The sequence below is a fragment of the Streptococcus sp. KHUD_011 genome (assembly GCF_046352925.1).
Classification (GTDB): domain Bacteria; phylum Bacillota; class Bacilli; order Lactobacillales; family Streptococcaceae; genus Streptococcus.
Genome location: NZ_CP157578.1, coordinates 1,644,159 through 1,660,570 on the forward strand (window position 1 = coordinate 1,644,159; position 16,412 = coordinate 1,660,570).

Genomic DNA, 16,412 nt, shown 5'->3' on the forward strand with positions numbered 1-16,412 from the left:
TGCAACCTCAAAGCTGTGCTTTGAGCAAGCTGCGGCTAGCTTCCTAGTTTGCACTTTGATTTTCATTGAGTAACAGTATCTATTGTAGCCCTGCTTAAACTAGTAAGAAAGAACTCCTATATCGACAAGTGACATAGGAGTTTATTTTGTATTTTACTGAGTAACAGTCACTTCTCCAGTTCTGTAATCCAGTTGAAGCCCCTTTTGAACATTGGGAACTAGAACATTAAATTCCAATTCTCCGTCTGAAGACTTGGCTTCAATCTGTGAAGCTGAAGGTACTAAATCCTCGTTTGAAGCATAATAAAGGGTTACACGGTAACGGACACGCTTGTTTTGGTCCAAGGCTTTACGTACCAGGCTTTCATAGTAGTTTTGCCCTGTCGAATCCTCAGCTTGCGCCTGATTTGCCCAGGCTGTCTGAACAGCAATGTTTTTAGGATTGCTTGTAGAAGCATCAAAACCATCCAAGCCACCGATCAAGGCATAGCCTAACAAGTGACCTCTATCGACCGCATGGGTATAAGTACCCTTTAGATTCTTAACCTGATGCCAGCCTGGAGGAGTCCATGAAGTCGAACCATTCCCAGTTTCTTCACGATTCTTGTACTGACGAGTAGCCTTAGACAAGAGGGCATTTGCTACGGTTGGCACTGTTTCCTTGCCCACTGTCTTTGTTTTATTATCAGCGTAGGGCTTACTTGAAACCTTGGCATCTAGATTTGTTTTATTACCATTGACGATAAAAGCACCTGAGCCATTCCACTCCAGACTCCCTTTTATTTGACTCTTGACTGCGTCTGTCAAGACACTTTCTGCCAATGATTGACTAGGAGCTTCAGACGCTTGTTTTTTCTGACTAACCTTTGTTTTAGGACTATTAGCTGTCGACTGCATCTGCTTGATATAATAGCTTCCCGCAGATAAAAGCAATAACACTAGTAGTCCGATCAGTGTCTGTCTTGTTTTTTTATCCATTTTTCTCCTTATCTCTAGAAAAAGACTGGTTCTCCAGCCTAATTTCCTGTAAATTTATGAATCAATTCCTGCCATTTTGCTGGAGACAGGATAGCCCATGGATCTTGACCCTTGCCCAAGATTCCATAACCTACCATTAAGCCGATACCTAGGGCTAGAGCACCTAAAAACAGTACCAAAATGACTAGAAGTAAACGCTTGATTACGTAGCTTGATTTCTTATTCATCTTCATCACTTGCCTCAATCCGCTGAATCTTAGCACCTAGCTGTGCCAACTTCTCATGGAAACGGTAGTAACCTCTATCCAAGTGAACCAATTTACCAACTACAGTTTTTCCTTGTGCTACCAAACCTGTCAAAATCAAGGCAGCACTGGCACGAAGGTCAGTTGAAAGAACTTCTGCCCCCTGCAAAGGTTGACCACCAACAATACGAGCTGTATCACGGATAATCTCAGAGTGCAAGCCCATGCGACGCATTTCTTCTAGATGTTGGAAACGATTTTCGAAAACTGTCTCCACCATAGTTGATTCCCCTTTTGCGACGGTCATCAAGGCTGTAAATTGGGCCTGCATATCCGTTGGAAAACCTGGGTGGGGCAAGGTTTTCACATGAACAGCTTTTAAATTTTCTAGTTGAGATCGAACTCGAATTCCTTCAGACTCCTCTGTCACTTCCACTCCCATTTCAAGCAATTTGGCAATCAAGGGACGGTTGTGCTCCCAGACAGCGTCTTTAATCAAGACATCACCACCAGTCATGGCAGCAGCTACCATAAAGGTTCCGGCTTCGATACGGTCTTGGACTACATTGTGAGTCGTACCATGAAGTTTCTCAACACCTGTAATGGTAATGGTCTCTGTACCAGCCCCCTTAACCTTAGCTCCCATTTCATTGAGGAGAATGGCTAGGTCCACAATTTCAGGCTCACGCGCAGCATTTTCAATCACTGTCACCCCATCAGCCAGAGTCGCTGCCATCATCAAGTTCTGAGTAGCACCAACACTTGGGAAATCCATATAGATATGAGCTCCATGTAAGCGATCAGCCTTGGCTTCGATATAACCAGCTGTCTGACTAATCTTAGCCCCCATAGCTTCTAGACCTTTCAAATGAAGATCAATAGGGCGGCTACCAATCGTACAACCACCTGGCATGGATACCTTGGCATGGCCTACACGGGCAAGGATTGGCCCCAAGACAACGATAGATGCGCGCATCTTGCTGACATATTTGTAAGGAGCTTCCTCAGTGATATCGCCAGTCGCGTCCACCTCAACAAGATGATCTTCTTCATTAAAATCCACCTTGGCATTTAAACCACGAACCACCTGATTCATAGTGAAAACATCTGACAAGATAGGAACGTTCTGCAAAACAGTCTTTCCTTCACTTGCTAGAATTGTCGCTGCCAACAAGGGTAAGACTGCATTCTTTGCTCCTTCGATCGTAACACTTCCTACCAGACGATTATCGCCACCTTGAACCACAATTTTTTCCATACTTATTTCCTTTACTCTTGATTTTATAATAATCCTCTAAACGCTTCTTGCCACAACTGATATAGGCTGATAAAGAAAGAACTCATGATGTAGCCCATTACAATGCTAAAAAAGGCTACTAGTAAACGAACTTTTCCTGTATTCTCAGCTGTCACTTTTAAAACCTTTTCCCATCGAACAAGATCCTTTAAAAGGTAAAAACTCACGTAAATAAAGAGCATGTGACTGCTTAGAGTGAATAATAATTGAACCATTTGACTATTATACCATCTTCTCTGTTTGTGCGCTAGTTTGGAAACTTAACTTAAAACTAGGGATTGTTTTTCAAGTAATCAATTGCATCTTGTAGGGTTTTAACTGGCACGATTTTCATATCAGTCTTGATTGTTTTGGCTGCTTCTAGGGCTGTTTGGTAGTTGTTTTTCGCATCCGGATGCGCTTTTTGTTCTTCTTCACTAACAGGGTTATCTGGGGCAAAGAAAATCGCGGCACCTTCTCTAGCCGAAGCTACAACTTTTTTATCAATACCTCCAATGTCCCCTACATTACCATCGCGGTCAATGGTTCCTGTACCGGCAACGATACGACCATTACGAAGACCAGGGTCAGCTATTTGGGTATAGATGGCCAGACTAAACATGAGTCCTGCACTTGGACCCCCGATACCGGCTGTTGAAAAGCGAATTGGGACATCACTGGTCACTTCCGTACGGTCAATCAAACCGATTCCAATCCCATTTTTGCCATTTTCCAAGGTGATAATCTTACCTTCTGCAGACTTGGTTTGCCCATCCTCTTCATAGGTGACCTTGACGGAGTCCCCTAGTTTTTGAGAATTGACGTAATCAATCAAATCTTTGGAACTATCAAAGGTCTGATCATTGACTGCTGTGACCGTATCAGAGATGTTAAGAATCCCTTTAAAGGTCGAATTATCCGTCACAGTCAAAACATAAACCCCAAGATATTTGAGTTCGATATCTTTACCAGCTGTTTTTAGCCCTTGATACTTGGCCATGTTTTGCGATGTTTGCATGTAGAATTGATTGATCCGCATAAATTCAACATCGGAAGAACCACCTGTAGTCTCCTGAGCACTACGAATATCTGTAAAAGGCGTCAACCATGCATAAATCATATGAGCTAAAGTGGCATGCTGGACACCAACCGTAACGAATTGATAGGCACCAGCTTCCTTATCTTCTGTGTCATTTACTTTAAGGACTTGGCGAATATCTTCTGAACCGCCTGGAACCTCTATATAATAGGGCAAGGGCACTACAAACGCCAAGAAAGTCACAATCAAGGCCGCAATGACGTATAAGGGCCATCTAATCTTTTTTTTCATTTCTTATTTCCTCCAAAATACTATCAGGAACATAGCCGGCAATATCCTGACCAAACTTCAAAAGTTCTCTAACACCTGATGAACTGAGATAGAGATGTTCAGGTCGACTATGTAAATAAATGGTCTCTATATCAGGAGACAGTTGATGGTTGTAGTAATCAAAACTGGCTTCATATTGCAAATCCGACGCATTTCTCAAGCCTCGCACTAGACAAGTAGCCCCCAGTCTTTTTGCAACATCAACCACCAATTCATCATGAGAAAACACGACTTCAACATTCCCCATATGTTCCAAAGCCTTTTCTAGTCCCCGTTTACGATTTTCAAGAGGGAGAAATCCTTGTTTATGGGGATTGAAAAAAATACCGACATAGAGCTTATCAAAGAGTCTGCTCGCCCGTTCAATCATATCCAGATGCCCATTTGTCATCGGATCAAATGAGCCTGTGAATAAGCCAATCTTATCTGACATAAACTGTCACCTTACTAATTCCATAAATTTTTTCCTTCCAGATACCCAGGCAGGCAATTTCTTCTGGAAGTTCGACGGCCTTATCCGTCTCACACACGACCATGACATCTTCAGAAAAAAGCTCTTTCTCATCCATTTTTTCAATATCTGCTACGATTTGTTCCTTGGCATAAGGAGGGTCTAAGAAAATGAGGTCAAATTCCCCAGATACCTGTTCCAATGCCCTCTCTGCATCCATCTTGAGGAATTGAAATTTTCCAACTTCCTTGGTCATCTGAATATTTTCAGCCACGATGGCCTGAGCCTTACGGTCTCGCTCCACCAAAACAGCACTGGACATGCCACGCGATACTGCCTCGATAGATAAACCACCACTACCTGCATAAAGGTCCAAGACTCGTCCACCTTCAAAGTAGGGACCAATCATGTTAAAAATAGCTCCCCTAACCTTATCCGAAGTAGGTCTTGTCGTCTTTCCTTCTAGTGTCTTGAGGGGACGTCCCCCATAGATTCCTGATACGATTTTCATACCGTTTATTATACCAAATTATAGGCAAAAAGAGAAAGAAAACCGAACCTTGCGGTTCGATTCTCTACAAAATATTTTCGTAAGTATCGCGGACTTCTTGAGGCCAAACACTTGTTTGCACTTCTCCGATGTGTTTCTTGCGAAGTAGGAACATGGCCATACGAGATTGTCCAATTCCCCCACCGATTGTCAATGGGAATAGGCCATTCAACAAAGCCTTGTGCCATTCCAATTCCAAGCGGTCTTCATCACCTGTGATGGCAACCTGACGGCGAAGCGTTTCTTCATCTACACGGATTCCCATAGAAGACAACTCAAAGGCTCCACCTAGAGATTCATTCCAGACAAGAATATCACCATTTAGACCCTTGTAGCCATTTTCAGACTCACTTGTCCAGTCATCGTAGTCTGGTGCACGTCCATCGTGCGGTTTACCGTCTGGTAATTCACCACCAATACCAATCAAGAAGACAGCACCAAATTCTTTACAGATAGCATTTTCACGTTCTTTCGGTGTCAAGTCTGGGTAGCGTTCTACCAACTCTTCTGTGTGGATAAAAGTGATTTGTTTTGGCAAGATTGATTCAATATCATAGCGGGCTTCAACAGCTAGCTCAGTCAGACGAATAGCCTTATAAATTTTCTCAACAGTTTCTTTTAGGTAAGCGATGTTACGTTGTCCATTTGGAATGACTTTTTCCCAGTCCCACTGGTCAACATAAACAGAGTGGGTCGCATCCAGAGAATCTTCGTCTGGACGAAGGGCCTTCATGTGGACGAAGAGACCCTCACCCTCACCGAAACCAAAACGGGCCAAAGTATGGCGTTTCCATTTAGCAAGGGAGTGCACCACTTCATAAGTAGCATCAGGGATTTGGAGAACCTTGACCGATACGGCATTCTCCACACCTGATAAGTTGTCCTGCATTCCGTCACCGACCCTACTCAAGATAGGACCTTGAACTTCGACAACTTCTAACTTATCTTTCAAATACTGGGTAAAAGTGTTTTTGACAAAGGAAATTTCTTCTTGTTGATGGATAAAACTTTTCTTCATAAACTACTCCTCAAAAAATTAATTAAAAGCATTATACACCTATTTCCAAGAAAAGGAAAGAGCAAATATAAAAAAATCAGTGCTCCTTCGAACACTGATGTTAGGGACCTTCTAGTCATTGCGACCAAAGATACGTAGAATACTTAGGAAAAGATTGATAAAATCAAGATAGATACTGAGAGCCATTGACACAACCCAACCTGTCGCTACACGACCTTGTGATTGCTCATAGGCATAGCGAATCCTTTGGTTGTCCCAAGCAATCAGCCCAGAGAAGACCAAGACCATGGCTACGCTAATCATATAATCAAAGAAACCACTAGCCAAGAAAATATTGACTACCATAGCAATCAGCAGACCAATAAGAGCAGCCATCATAGCCCGACCAAGGCCACTCAAATCTTTCTTAGTGAACATACCGACTGCCGCCATGACAAAGAAGAGAAGGGCGCTTGATACAAAGGCAGATAAAACTGTACCCGGAGTATAGAAGGCCACCACAAAACTGAGGGTAAAGCCGTTTAAAACGGAGTAAAGCAAAAATACTGGAAGAGCCGCTGGACTATTCTTTAAGGCCATGTTACTAGCAACGAAGACTAGTGCTAGCTCCGCAAGGGTTGCAATGGTCAACCAGAGACGTCCCTGCATCAAAAAGTAAACCAACTGAGACTGAAAAACCGTCAACATGAGGCCAGATACCAAGGCGGATAGTCCGATTCCTAGCCCAACAAAGGCATAAACCTTAGCGTAAAATTGATTGAGACCAGTACGGTCTTGTATAATAGTATGATTCATCTTTTCTCCTTTTCTATGAATATCTTTCCTTAATTATAACAAAAAAAGTTAAAATTAGCTTAAATGAAAAATCAAAATACCGGCTGCAACGGCAACATTCAGACTCTCAGCCTGACCCTTCATGCTAATATGGACCAACTGGTCTGCACTTTCAGCCATGAAGGGACTAATTCCTTGACCCTCATTCCCCATAACTAGTACAAAATTTTCTATAGGAACCAGTTCTCTGTAATCAACAGAATCTTTAGATAGGGTTGTTGCTAGCACTGGGATACCTGCCTCTTTGGTTTCCTTAAGAAGCGCTTGACTAGACATCCGGTAAATAGGCAGATGAAAATGACTGCCTTGCATCGAACGTAAGGTCTTGAGACTGTAAATATCTGCCGATTTATCTGAAACAATTACTCCAGTAAAACCTGCTGCATCCGCAGTCCGAATGATAGTTCCCACATTACCAGGATCTTGCACATCTTCCAAAAACAAGAACTTGCCCTGACTAAAGTCAACTTTTCCTACTTCTTCTTTTTGAACCACCACAACAATTCCCTGTGGAGTCTGAGAATCCGCCAAATCTAGCAAAATATCCTCTGACACCCAGATAGTTTGCGGAAAAGCAGCTAACTGATCTCGGTAATTTTCTAGGGCAAAGATTTTCTCAATCGTCACTCCAGCTTGAACAGCTTCTTCAAACAAGTGCCAGCCTTCAATCAAATAGGCAGACTTGCGGTATTTTTTTTGGTGTAATTTCTTGGCATTTTTTACCACAGAATTGGCTTTTGAGGTTATAATAGTCATAGAAATATTATAACACAATCAAAGGGGTTTGGTATGCAAAAGGTTAGAATGATTGCCCAAGGTAGGGTGCAAGGAGTCGGCTTTCGTTGGGGTGTTTACAGCTTAGCACTTGAAATTGGTGGCATCACAGGTCGAGTATGGAATAACGACGATGGCACAGTGGAAATTTTAGCCCAAGCAAACTCATCTGCTACCATGGCAAAATTTATCCAAGAAATCCGGAAAGGACCGACGCCTTTTTCAAAAGTCAGCTACTTAGATGTCAAACTGAGCAACTTTCCTCCCTATCCTGACTTTAAAATCGCAAATTAGGTCTCTAGAACTATTGTATATTTTGTAAAAAAACAGTAGAATAGAAAGGTATAATTTTTAAAGAAGGAATAAAAACAGTGAAATCTATTAAACGTTTTGCACTCTCAGCTATGGGAGTGGCTATGTTGCTAGTCTTGACTGGCTGTGTTAGAGTCGATAAAGCCACAGGAAAGCCAATAGGATTTATTTGGAATACTATCGGAGCGCCTATGGCTGAAGCTATCAAGTACTTCGCTACTGATCAAGGTCTAGGCTTTGGTGTCGCTATCATCATCGTAACCATTATCGTGCGCTTGATTATCTTGCCACTTGGTATCTACCAATCATGGAAGGCAACGCTTCACTCTGAAAAGATGAACGCCCTCAAGCACGTCCTTGAGCCACACCAAACACGTCTCAAGGAAGCGACTACTCAAGAAGAAAAACTCGAAGCCCAACAAGCTCTCTTTGCCGCTCAAAAAGAACACGGCATCAGCATGTTTGGTGGTGTAGGATGTTTCCCTATCCTCCTTCAAATGCCTTTCTTCTCAGCTATCTACTTTGCTGCCCAACATACTGAAGGGGTTGCTCAAGCAAGCTACCTAGGCATTCCTCTAGGTTCTCCAAGTATGATTTTGGTTGCCTGCGCAGGTGTCCTTTACTATCTTCAATCGCTCCTTTCACTTCACGGAGTAGAAGACGAAACGCAAAGAGAACAAATCAAGAAAATGGCTTACGTGAGCCCAATCACGATTGTTGTCTTCTCCCTCATTTCACCAGCCAGTGTCACACTTTACTGGGTTGTCGGTGGTTTCATGATGATTCTCCAACAGTTTATCGTCAACTATATCGTTCGTCCAAAACTTCGCAAAAAAGTCCGTGAAGAACTGGCAAAGAACCCACCAAAAGCAAGTACTTTCTCTACACCAAGTGGACGAAAAGACGTTACCCCTGGACAACCAACTGCTATCACAAGCAAGAAAAAACATAAAAATCGCAACGCTGGAAAACAACGTTCGAGATAAGGCTACGTAAATTATCCAATAATTAAAAAAACGAATGAATGATAAATAGTTTTCATCAACTAGATATCATCATTCGTTTTTATTATCTACCGTTACATCTTATACTAATCGAAAACGTTAAATAGTTTAAAAGCTCACATATAAAAAACTATTCAATCATAAATTAACAAGTAAATCACTATGATTTAATACAATTCACAGTTATTAAAACTTCTGCTCCCGCGTCTCTATTTCTAAGCTCAACTCGGCCTTTGTGTAGTTTTGCAACTCTACATACAAAACTAAGTCCAATACCATAATGTTGCTCTTTAACCGATCTAGCTTTATCCATACGATAAAAGAGCTTTCCAAAATTATTTAAAACTTCATCTGGAAATTCCGAGCCATTATTCCATATGCCTATTTTCAATTCTTTCTCCTCTTGCTCTACCCTAATGTTAATTTTAGGATTCTGTTTATCGGCGTATTCCAAAGCATTTGTTAAAATATTTTGTATGGCACGAATCAGAAGAGATGGATTTATATAATAGTTTTCAGTTCCTTTCACATTTTGTTCAAAAGAAAACTTCATCTGATTTTTTATCAAAAAAGAGACTTCTTTCTCTAATTCATTGATAAAATCTGAAGAGGAATACTCCGTCCAACCTGTCTCATCATCATAATAGGTTTTAGAATAGTGAATCAATTGATTGAAATAATCTAGTAACTGTTGACTAGCTCTTTCTATATCTGCTAAGCATTCTTGAGATTGGTCGTTTTCAGTTATCGTCTGCAAAAATTCCACATTTCCCCTAATAATGGTTAAGGGAGTTTTTAAATCATGAGAAGCTGCTGAAACCTGAAACATTAAATCTTCCTTCTGCTGTTTCTCATCAACTATTAATTGTCGAATTCTATCTTGCATCACAATAATCCGATTTCCTGTCTCGCGAAATTCTTTAACCGTTAAACTTTCTGTACATTCCTTCTCCAACCACATACTATTTTCATAAATCAAAGTCATTTCATAACTCAGTTTTTTCAACAATTTTCCAATGTGATAACTTATTAGAATAATCAATAAAACACAAATATATATCCATGATGACACATTAAAAAAGATTGATAGAACACCACTATTGTTTAAAGGTTTCCCATCTTCATTTATTTGTATAGATACTGAAGCTAAGGGAATAAGATAGGCCATTAGTAAGCCAAGACTAAACTGCCAAATAATTCTCCAACAGGTTTCTCGAATTAATTGTCTAAAACTTTTGATTCTACCCATTGATATCCTCCACCATACAAGGTTTTAATTGGATTTAATTGATAAGGTTTCAGCTTTTGACGAATTTGATAAATATACTCTGAAACCGAACGTAAAAGAGCTTCGGAACTTTGTGGATATAGATAATTATAAATTTCCTCTATAGAGTATATTCTACTTGGGGTGCTTGCTAAAAGATTCACTATATCAAATTCCCTCCTTGTCAAGGCAATCTTATCATCGTTTACAAATAGTTCCTTACTATCCGTATATAGTATAAGCTTCCCAATCTTTATTTGATGAACATTTCCTTTAGTCCGTTCTTCACGACGCAAGTGCATTTTAACACGTGCTAAAAGTTCTTGCATACTAAAGGGCTTCATAATATAATCATCAGCACCTGCATTGATTCCAGCTACTAAGTCTTCATCCATATCCTTGGCAGTTATAAAACAGATAGGAACAGTTATCTGCTCGCGAATCATCTGACAGATTTCTAAACCACTAACAGGCATCATAATATCTAATAGAATCAAGTCAAAGCCTGTAAAATCACAAAGATCAATCTCTTCTATCTTATTTCGTATGACTACTTCATATTTTTCATATTCTAGTACTTTTTTTATTAGGCGAAGAATAGCAAGATCATCATCTACAACCAAAATTTTATAAGCCATAACTCACCCTCCTGAATATATTATAGCACTAACTGAGAAAAAGACAGGATATCCCCTGTCTTTAGCGTACATTTTTTCCTATAAGTATCAATGTAGCAAATAGAAAAACAATTAATAACCAAACTATTTGTATCCCTAAGCCTTGCCACACTGGATAATAAAGAGACAATGGATAGGTATAAAAACAATTCATACTAGCCAGTAATGGTAAATTTCTAAAAAAAGAACTGAATTGTAATAACATTTGTCCCAACCCCAATAAAAGGGATAAACTTATTCCCAAAATTAAGATAAAAGACTGGGAAATAAATACAAAAATACCACTTAAAAGAGAGAAGGTTAGAATAGAAATACAAGCTGGAAATAGAATTGTTAGAACATGTTTAATATTACTCAAAAGATTGATATTGTAGTATCCTTGCGCGATTAGTATGCATAATGATATTACAGCAACCAATAATACAATTTCCATACATAATACAATAGCTAGTTTACAGATTATAAATATCAAACGATTTGGACATGTAAGAAAACTGGTACGAAGGCTAGAACCTGTAAATTCTTGACCTATAAATAGAACAGCTAGACTAATGAAACCCGCCTGTCCTAAATAGAGACTTTGCAGTAGCTGTTCCAAAACAAACTGTAGGGTCAACTGGTCTGGCTTATTATTTAAAAAAATAACTAACGCTGGAACACACAGTAATAGAGCACCTATAATCAACCAGTGCCACGGATTCATAATAAACTTGAGATACTCACTTTTAAGTTGCTCTTTCAACTTATTCACCTCCTCCAATATCTGACTTAAGTAAGCGGTAGATTGCTAAAGCCAAGAATGAGAAGTTCCAACAAAGTAAAAGTAAAATATTTTGTAAACTATTATATTCTAAAATTTGAGGAGATGTAGCAATCAATCCTTGCCCCAATGCAACTGGAAGAAATTTTGCAACCGATATATAGTTTGCTAAGAATGTTCCTAAATTGTAGACTTGAGGAAGCAAAAATAATAGAGGAACAATGGCTGTTTTAAATGTCAAAGCCATAATATAGGCCAGCAGTCCCAACAAAGTCCAAGCTATACTGGCTAAAAATATATAGAACCAAACTGTTCCATTTAGTAAAAAAAGCAATAAGCCATCTTGTCCTAAAACATAATGTGTCATGTTAATTGTCAAGAATATTGATAGAAAGGAAATGATAAAAGAAAATATAAGCCAAACTAATGTTTTTGAAACTAGGAAAGTACTTCGATTTGTAACAGAGAGGAGGCTTGTACGAATAGCCAAGCCTTTGTATTCCTCGGCTCCGTAAATTGAGCCTAGGATAATCATAATAAAAACACCAAATAAAGTGACATCAAAACCTAAAAATTCAATAGGAGGTAAGGCCTCTGCTAAATCTGGATTTGTCTCTGGTGTAGCATGGATACCAACTGAAACAATTTGAGAAGCACCAATATTTGCTAAAAACGTTTGAAATACCAGTATCAAGAATAGTACAACATGAGTAGCTCTATTATAAAGTAATTTCAATATTTCAGAATGAAGAGAGTAAATAAGTGCCATGTCACTTCCCTCCCTCTGTTAAACTAAAGAAGACTTCCTCTAGTGAAGAAAGATTTTTCATCACTTCTTGTAAAGTCCCTTTTATAAGAACTTTTCCTTTATTTATGATAACTACATCATCTGTTACTGCTTCCACTTCCGATAATATATGAGATGACAGTAAGACGGTCTTCCCTTCTTGAGCTTGTTTTTTTATAAACTCTCTAAACCACCGAATTCCTCTTGGATCCAACCCATTAGTCGGTTCATCCAATATCAGATATTGAGGATTTCCTAATAGAGCTGTTGCAATTCCCAAGCGTTGTCCTTCTCCTAATGATAATTTCCCAATTTTAGATTTTTTCTTATGACTAATATCCACCATATCCAAGACTTGTTCAATTCGCTGACTGGATATCCCATTACTAGCAGCAACAATTTTCAAATGTTGATAAACAGTCCGATCATCAGGAGCTCCTACACTGTCAAATGAAGCTCCTACAGTCTTTAGAGGAAATTTTAATTCCTTATAAGTTTGATCTCCAATTTTGGTAAGACCAGATGTTGCTTTGTCTAATCCTAATAAAATACGTAAGGTTGAACTTTTACCAGCTCCATTTGGACCCAGGAAAGCAGTCACTTTACCTGCTTTTGCTTCAAAAGAAATATCTTTTAAAATTTGAGTTTGGCCATACGACTTACATAAATTTTTAATGGTAATACTTTGTTCCATAGATGTTCTCCTATTCTATTTAATATTTCTAAAAGTAACTATATCTTATACACTCATTTTCGGATTTTTTTCAGAATTTAGAGAGTAAAAAAGATTTAATACTCAATGAAAATCAAAGAGCAAACTAGGAAGCTAGCCGCAGGCTGCTCAAAACACGGTTTTGAGGTTGTAGATAAGACTGACGAAGTCAGTCACATATATACGACAAAGCGACGCTGACGTGGTTTGAAGAGATTTTCGAAGAGTATAAAATTTTGTTTCATTTAATTATCTATATTTGTGTAAATTTAAAAGCCCGATGTTTCCATCAGGCTTCTTTTTTATCCATGTACACGTTTCATATAGTCTTGGTAACTTTCGGTATCCATGAGTTTTTTAGCGTTCTTGACGCGGTCTGCTGTTGGTGGTTTAACCCCTTCGAGCGAATAAGGAATTCCCAATTCACGCCATTTGAATTCACCCATGGTGTGATAAGGTAGAATTTCAAACTTATCCACATTTTTGAGGGTCTTGACGAATTTCCCAAGTTCAATCAGGTCATCGTCTCTGTCTGTCAATCCTGGAACTAGCACGTGGCGAATCCAGACAGGTTTTCCAATATCTGATAGATATTGGGCACAGGCCAAGATATTTTTATTGGTTTGGCTAGTGACAATCTTGTGCTGTTCTTCGTTGATTTCCTTGATATCCAAGAGGACCAAGTCAGTGACAGCCATGAGTTTGTCAAACTTCTCAAGGTAACGTGGTTTATTACGGAAAGGAAGGGCACAGGTATCCAAGGTACAGTGGATTCCGTGTTCTTTGGCCTTGGTAAAAAGGGCAATCAAGAAATCAATCTGCAAGAGGGCTTCTCCTCCACTGACTGTAATCCCACCCTTATTCCCCCAGAAACCGCGGTAGCGCAAGGCCTCTGTCAAAACATCATCTACCGTCCGTTCACGTGATTTATTGGACTCCATAGCCCAAGTGTCTGGGTTGTGGCAATACTGGCAACGCATGTGACAGCCCTGCAAAAAGACAATAAAGCGAATACCAGGCCCATCTACCGCCCCAAAACTTTCTGTCGAATGCACCATTCCTGTCACTTGTCCATAATCAATTGTTTCTTCAGACATATCGTTACCTTCCTTGAAAACGTTTTATAGTTTTATTATATCACGACTTGAAGGAAAAACAAGATTTTTGCCTATTTTTTAGAAAGCAATCTGTTTTTCAATTTCATTTTCAATTACTTATCATTTTATTCTTCAAAATCAAAGCCATATAAGGTTGCAAAATAGTCCTCAGGGCGCTCCGCACGGCGGATTTGACGGGCTTTACCTTCTTCGGTATAGAGGATTTCCGCAGAACGAAGTTTGGCGTTGTACTGGTATCCCATTGAAAATCCGTGGGCACCTGTATCATGAATTACCAGCAAATCACCGATTTCTGTATGAGGCAGTTCGCGATTCACTGCAAATTTATCATTGTTTTCACAGAGTGAACCAACCACATCTACTACTTCAGCTGGTCCTTCTGGATGAGTCATATTGGTAATATGGTGGTAGGCGCCGTACATGGCTGGACGCATGAGGTTGACTGCTGATGCATCCACACCTAGATAGGTACGGTAGGTTTCCTTCTTATGAGTGACTCTTGTGACTAGAGCCCCATGAGGTGCCAACATAAAACGACCCAATTCAGTGAAAATCTTGACCTGACCAAGACCTGCTGGCGTAAGGACCTCTTCATACACCTTACGAACTCCCTCACCAATCAAGGCGATATCGTTCGGCTCCTGGTCTGGACGATAGTTAACACCAATACCGCCAGAAAGATTGATAAAGTCTAGCGAAATACCCAACTTTTCCTTGATTTCAACAGCCAATTCAAAAAGCTGACGCGCCAACTCTGGATAATAGAGATGGGTCACGGTATTGGACGCTAGGAAGGAGTGAATCCCAAAAGTCTTGGCTCCTTTTTCCTTCAAGATGGCAAAAGCTTCAAAGAGCTGGTCCTTGGTCATGCCAAACTTGGCTTCTCCAGGATTATCCATAATATCTGTTCCTAGCTCAAAAACGCCTCCAGGATTGTAACGACAAGAGATAATTTCTGGAATGCCTGCTGCTCGCTCTAGATGTTCAATATCTTCAAATGCATCCAAGTTAATGGTCGCACCCAATTCACGCGCATAGGCGTATTCCTTGTCTGGCGTGTTGTTTGAAGAGAACATAATCTCAGAACCAGGGAAATCCAGTTTATGGCTCATCAAAAGCTCCACATAACTAGAGCAGTCCACACCACAGCCTTCCTCTTGGAGAATTTTCAAAATAGCTGGTGTTGAAGTAGCCTTAACTGCAAAATATTCCTTAAAGCCTTTGTTCCACGAAAAGGCTTGGTTGACGGCTCTTGCCTTCTCACGAATTCCCTTCTCATCATACAAGTGAAAGGGAGTCGGGAACTCGGCAACAATCTTTTCTAAGTCTTCTTTATTGATAAATGGTGTTTTCATAAGTTTCCTTCTATTCTATTTGCAAAGAAAGGCTGGGACAATCGTTCCAACCTTTAGTTCTATCTCTTATTTATCTTCGTCAAAGATATTACCAACCTCAACATCGATGGCTTGGTTCTTGACATCAATATTGGTTACCTTCAAGAGTGACTTGTAGTCAAACTGCTTTTCGCGTTCTTCTTGAGCATTATCCGCAAAGACCGCTACACCTGCCAATTCTGAATCAAACTCACGCAAAAGGCTGATCATCCCATTGACAGTTCCGCCACCTTTCAAGAAGTCATCCACAATCAAGACACGGCTGCCTGCCTTGAGACTACGTTTTGATAGAAACATTTTCTCAATGCGGTCACCACTTGAACCTGAAACATAGTTGACACTAACAGTTGAACCTTCGGTAATTTTCAGGTCACGGCGTACAATGACAAAGGGAACATTGAGTACATTGGCAACTGCATTTGCAAGTGGAACACCCTTAGTCGCTACTGTCATAACCGCATCAATTTTTTGGTCCATAAAGCTCTTGGCAATAATGCGACCAATATTTTTCAAGATAGCTGGTGTGCTAAGCAAATCAGACAGATAGATATAACCACCTGGCAAGATACGGTCACTTTCTGACAACTTGGCACGCAAGTCCTCAACCATTTCCTTGGCATCATGGCTTGAGATTGATGGTGTGAAGATGACACCCCCACCAGCCCCAGTCACTGTCTGAATATGGCCGATTTCGATTTCCTCAAAGGCGCGTTTGATAATGACGATATCTTCTGAGATGGATGATTTAGCAGATTCATACTTTTCAGCAAAAGTATTGAGACTAGTTAGTTTATAAGGATTATTAATCAAATAGTTGGAAATGACAACCATCCGATCACTTCTTCTTAATTTCATTTCTATTTCCCACTTCATTTAATTTTGATAT

20 protein-coding genes are annotated in these 16,412 nt (G+C 39.9%); 2 read left to right on the forward strand and 18 right to left on the reverse strand.

What is annotated here, in order from left to right; translation table 11 throughout:
• Positions 1 to 153 precede the first annotated feature (153 nt).
• The 10 genes from endA to ABKJ27_RS07970 form a co-directional block, all read right to left on the reverse strand.
• Positions 154 to 978, reverse strand: a complete 825-nt coding sequence (gene endA, locus ABKJ27_RS07925) for a DNA-entry nuclease EndA (protein ID WP_410011647.1) — start codon at positions 976 to 978, stop codon at positions 154 to 156.
• Between the two features lie 38 nt (positions 979 to 1,016).
• Complete coding sequence (locus ABKJ27_RS07930; RefSeq protein WP_004241151.1) at positions 1,017 to 1,205, reverse strand: DNA-directed RNA polymerase subunit beta; 189 nt, start codon at positions 1,203 to 1,205, stop codon at positions 1,017 to 1,019.
• On the reverse strand, positions 1,198 to 2,481 hold the full coding sequence (gene murA, locus ABKJ27_RS07935) for a UDP-N-acetylglucosamine 1-carboxyvinyltransferase (protein ID WP_410011648.1): 1,284 nt from the start codon (positions 2,479 to 2,481) through the stop codon (positions 1,198 to 1,200). Before murA ends, ABKJ27_RS07930 begins: the two co-directional genes overlap by 8 nt.
• Positions 2,482 to 2,504: 23 nt before the next feature.
• Entirely contained in the window at positions 2,505 to 2,735 is a 231-nt protein-coding gene (locus tag ABKJ27_RS07940; RefSeq protein ID WP_004255861.1) for a DUF1146 family protein, read from the reverse strand.
• A gap of 56 nt (positions 2,736 to 2,791) precedes the next feature.
• A complete protein-coding gene (locus ABKJ27_RS07945) occupies positions 2,792 to 3,829 on the reverse strand; it encodes a SepM family pheromone-processing serine protease (protein ID WP_000727281.1) in 1,038 nt (345 codons plus the stop codon).
• Positions 3,813 to 4,301 carry a pantetheine-phosphate adenylyltransferase gene (coaD, locus tag ABKJ27_RS07950; protein WP_410011649.1) on the reverse strand — a complete coding sequence of 163 codons (489 nt, stop codon included), beginning with the start codon at positions 4,299 to 4,301 and terminating at the stop codon, positions 3,813 to 3,815. Before coaD ends, ABKJ27_RS07945 begins: the two co-directional genes overlap by 17 nt.
• On the reverse strand, positions 4,291 to 4,830 hold the full coding sequence (gene rsmD, locus ABKJ27_RS07955; RefSeq protein WP_020902000.1) for a 16S rRNA (guanine(966)-N(2))-methyltransferase RsmD: 540 nt from the start codon (positions 4,828 to 4,830) through the stop codon (positions 4,291 to 4,293). Before rsmD ends, coaD begins: the two co-directional genes overlap by 11 nt.
• Before the next feature lie 64 nt (positions 4,831 to 4,894).
• The gene (gene asnA / locus ABKJ27_RS07960; RefSeq protein WP_045612763.1) at positions 4,895 to 5,887 is read right to left on the reverse strand and encodes an aspartate--ammonia ligase; all 993 of its coding nucleotides are present in this window, start codon (positions 5,885 to 5,887) and stop codon (positions 4,895 to 4,897) included.
• Positions 5,888 to 5,998: 111 nt separating this feature from the next.
• On the reverse strand, positions 5,999 to 6,682 hold the full coding sequence (locus ABKJ27_RS07965; RefSeq protein ID WP_020901998.1) for a Bax inhibitor-1/YccA family protein: 684 nt from the start codon (positions 6,680 to 6,682) through the stop codon (positions 5,999 to 6,001).
• A gap of 54 nt (positions 6,683 to 6,736) precedes the next feature.
• Positions 6,737 to 7,477 carry a TrmH family RNA methyltransferase gene (locus tag ABKJ27_RS07970; RefSeq protein WP_031237686.1) on the reverse strand — a complete coding sequence of 247 codons (741 nt, stop codon included), beginning with the start codon at positions 7,475 to 7,477 and terminating at the stop codon, positions 6,737 to 6,739.
• Positions 7,478 to 7,510: 33 nt separating this feature from the next.
• On the opposite strand from ABKJ27_RS07970, the gene ABKJ27_RS07975 reads away from it, so the two are divergent.
• Positions 7,511 to 7,789 carry an acylphosphatase gene (locus ABKJ27_RS07975; RefSeq protein ID WP_020901996.1) on the forward strand — a complete coding sequence of 93 codons (279 nt, stop codon included), beginning with the start codon at positions 7,511 to 7,513 and terminating at the stop codon, positions 7,787 to 7,789.
• A gap of 77 nt (positions 7,790 to 7,866) precedes the next feature.
• Positions 7,867 to 8,793, forward strand: a complete 927-nt coding sequence (yidC, locus tag ABKJ27_RS07980) for a membrane protein insertase YidC (RefSeq protein WP_020901995.1) — start codon at positions 7,867 to 7,869, stop codon at positions 8,791 to 8,793.
• Between the two features lie 178 nt (positions 8,794 to 8,971).
• Here the strand turns inward: yidC and ABKJ27_RS07985 are convergent, their stop codons facing one another.
• From ABKJ27_RS07985 to purR, 8 genes are all read right to left on the reverse strand, one after another.
• Complete coding sequence (locus ABKJ27_RS07985; protein WP_020901994.1) at positions 8,972 to 10,060, reverse strand: sensor histidine kinase; 1,089 nt, start codon at positions 10,058 to 10,060, stop codon at positions 8,972 to 8,974.
• Entirely contained in the window at positions 10,030 to 10,716 is a 687-nt protein-coding gene (locus tag ABKJ27_RS07990) for a response regulator transcription factor (RefSeq protein WP_020901993.1), read from the reverse strand. The genes ABKJ27_RS07985 and ABKJ27_RS07990 overlap by 31 nt, the downstream gene beginning before the upstream one ends.
• 61 nt (positions 10,717 to 10,777) lie before the next feature.
• Positions 10,778 to 11,497, reverse strand: coding sequence for an ABC transporter permease (locus ABKJ27_RS07995; protein WP_020901992.1), 720 nt, complete (start codon positions 11,495 to 11,497; stop codon positions 10,778 to 10,780).
• A gap of 1 nt (position 11,498) precedes the next feature.
• Positions 11,499 to 12,284, reverse strand: a complete 786-nt coding sequence (locus tag ABKJ27_RS08000; RefSeq protein ID WP_020901991.1) for an ABC transporter permease — start codon at positions 12,282 to 12,284, stop codon at positions 11,499 to 11,501.
• Position 12,285: 1 nt separating this feature from the next.
• The gene (locus ABKJ27_RS08005) at positions 12,286 to 12,996 is read right to left on the reverse strand and encodes an ABC transporter ATP-binding protein (protein WP_020901990.1); all 711 of its coding nucleotides are present in this window, start codon (positions 12,994 to 12,996) and stop codon (positions 12,286 to 12,288) included.
• A 320-nt stretch (positions 12,997 to 13,316) separates the two neighbouring features.
• A complete protein-coding gene (gene pflA / locus ABKJ27_RS08010) occupies positions 13,317 to 14,111 on the reverse strand; it encodes a pyruvate formate-lyase-activating protein (protein WP_020901989.1) in 795 nt (264 codons plus the stop codon).
• Between the two features lie 125 nt (positions 14,112 to 14,236).
• Entirely contained in the window at positions 14,237 to 15,487 is a 1,251-nt protein-coding gene (locus ABKJ27_RS08015) for a diaminopimelate decarboxylase (RefSeq protein ID WP_410011650.1), read from the reverse strand.
• A 66-nt stretch (positions 15,488 to 15,553) separates the two neighbouring features.
• A complete protein-coding gene (purR, locus tag ABKJ27_RS08020; RefSeq protein ID WP_004238844.1) occupies positions 15,554 to 16,381 on the reverse strand; it encodes a pur operon repressor in 828 nt (275 codons plus the stop codon).
• Between the last annotated feature and the right edge of the window lie 31 nt (positions 16,382 to 16,412).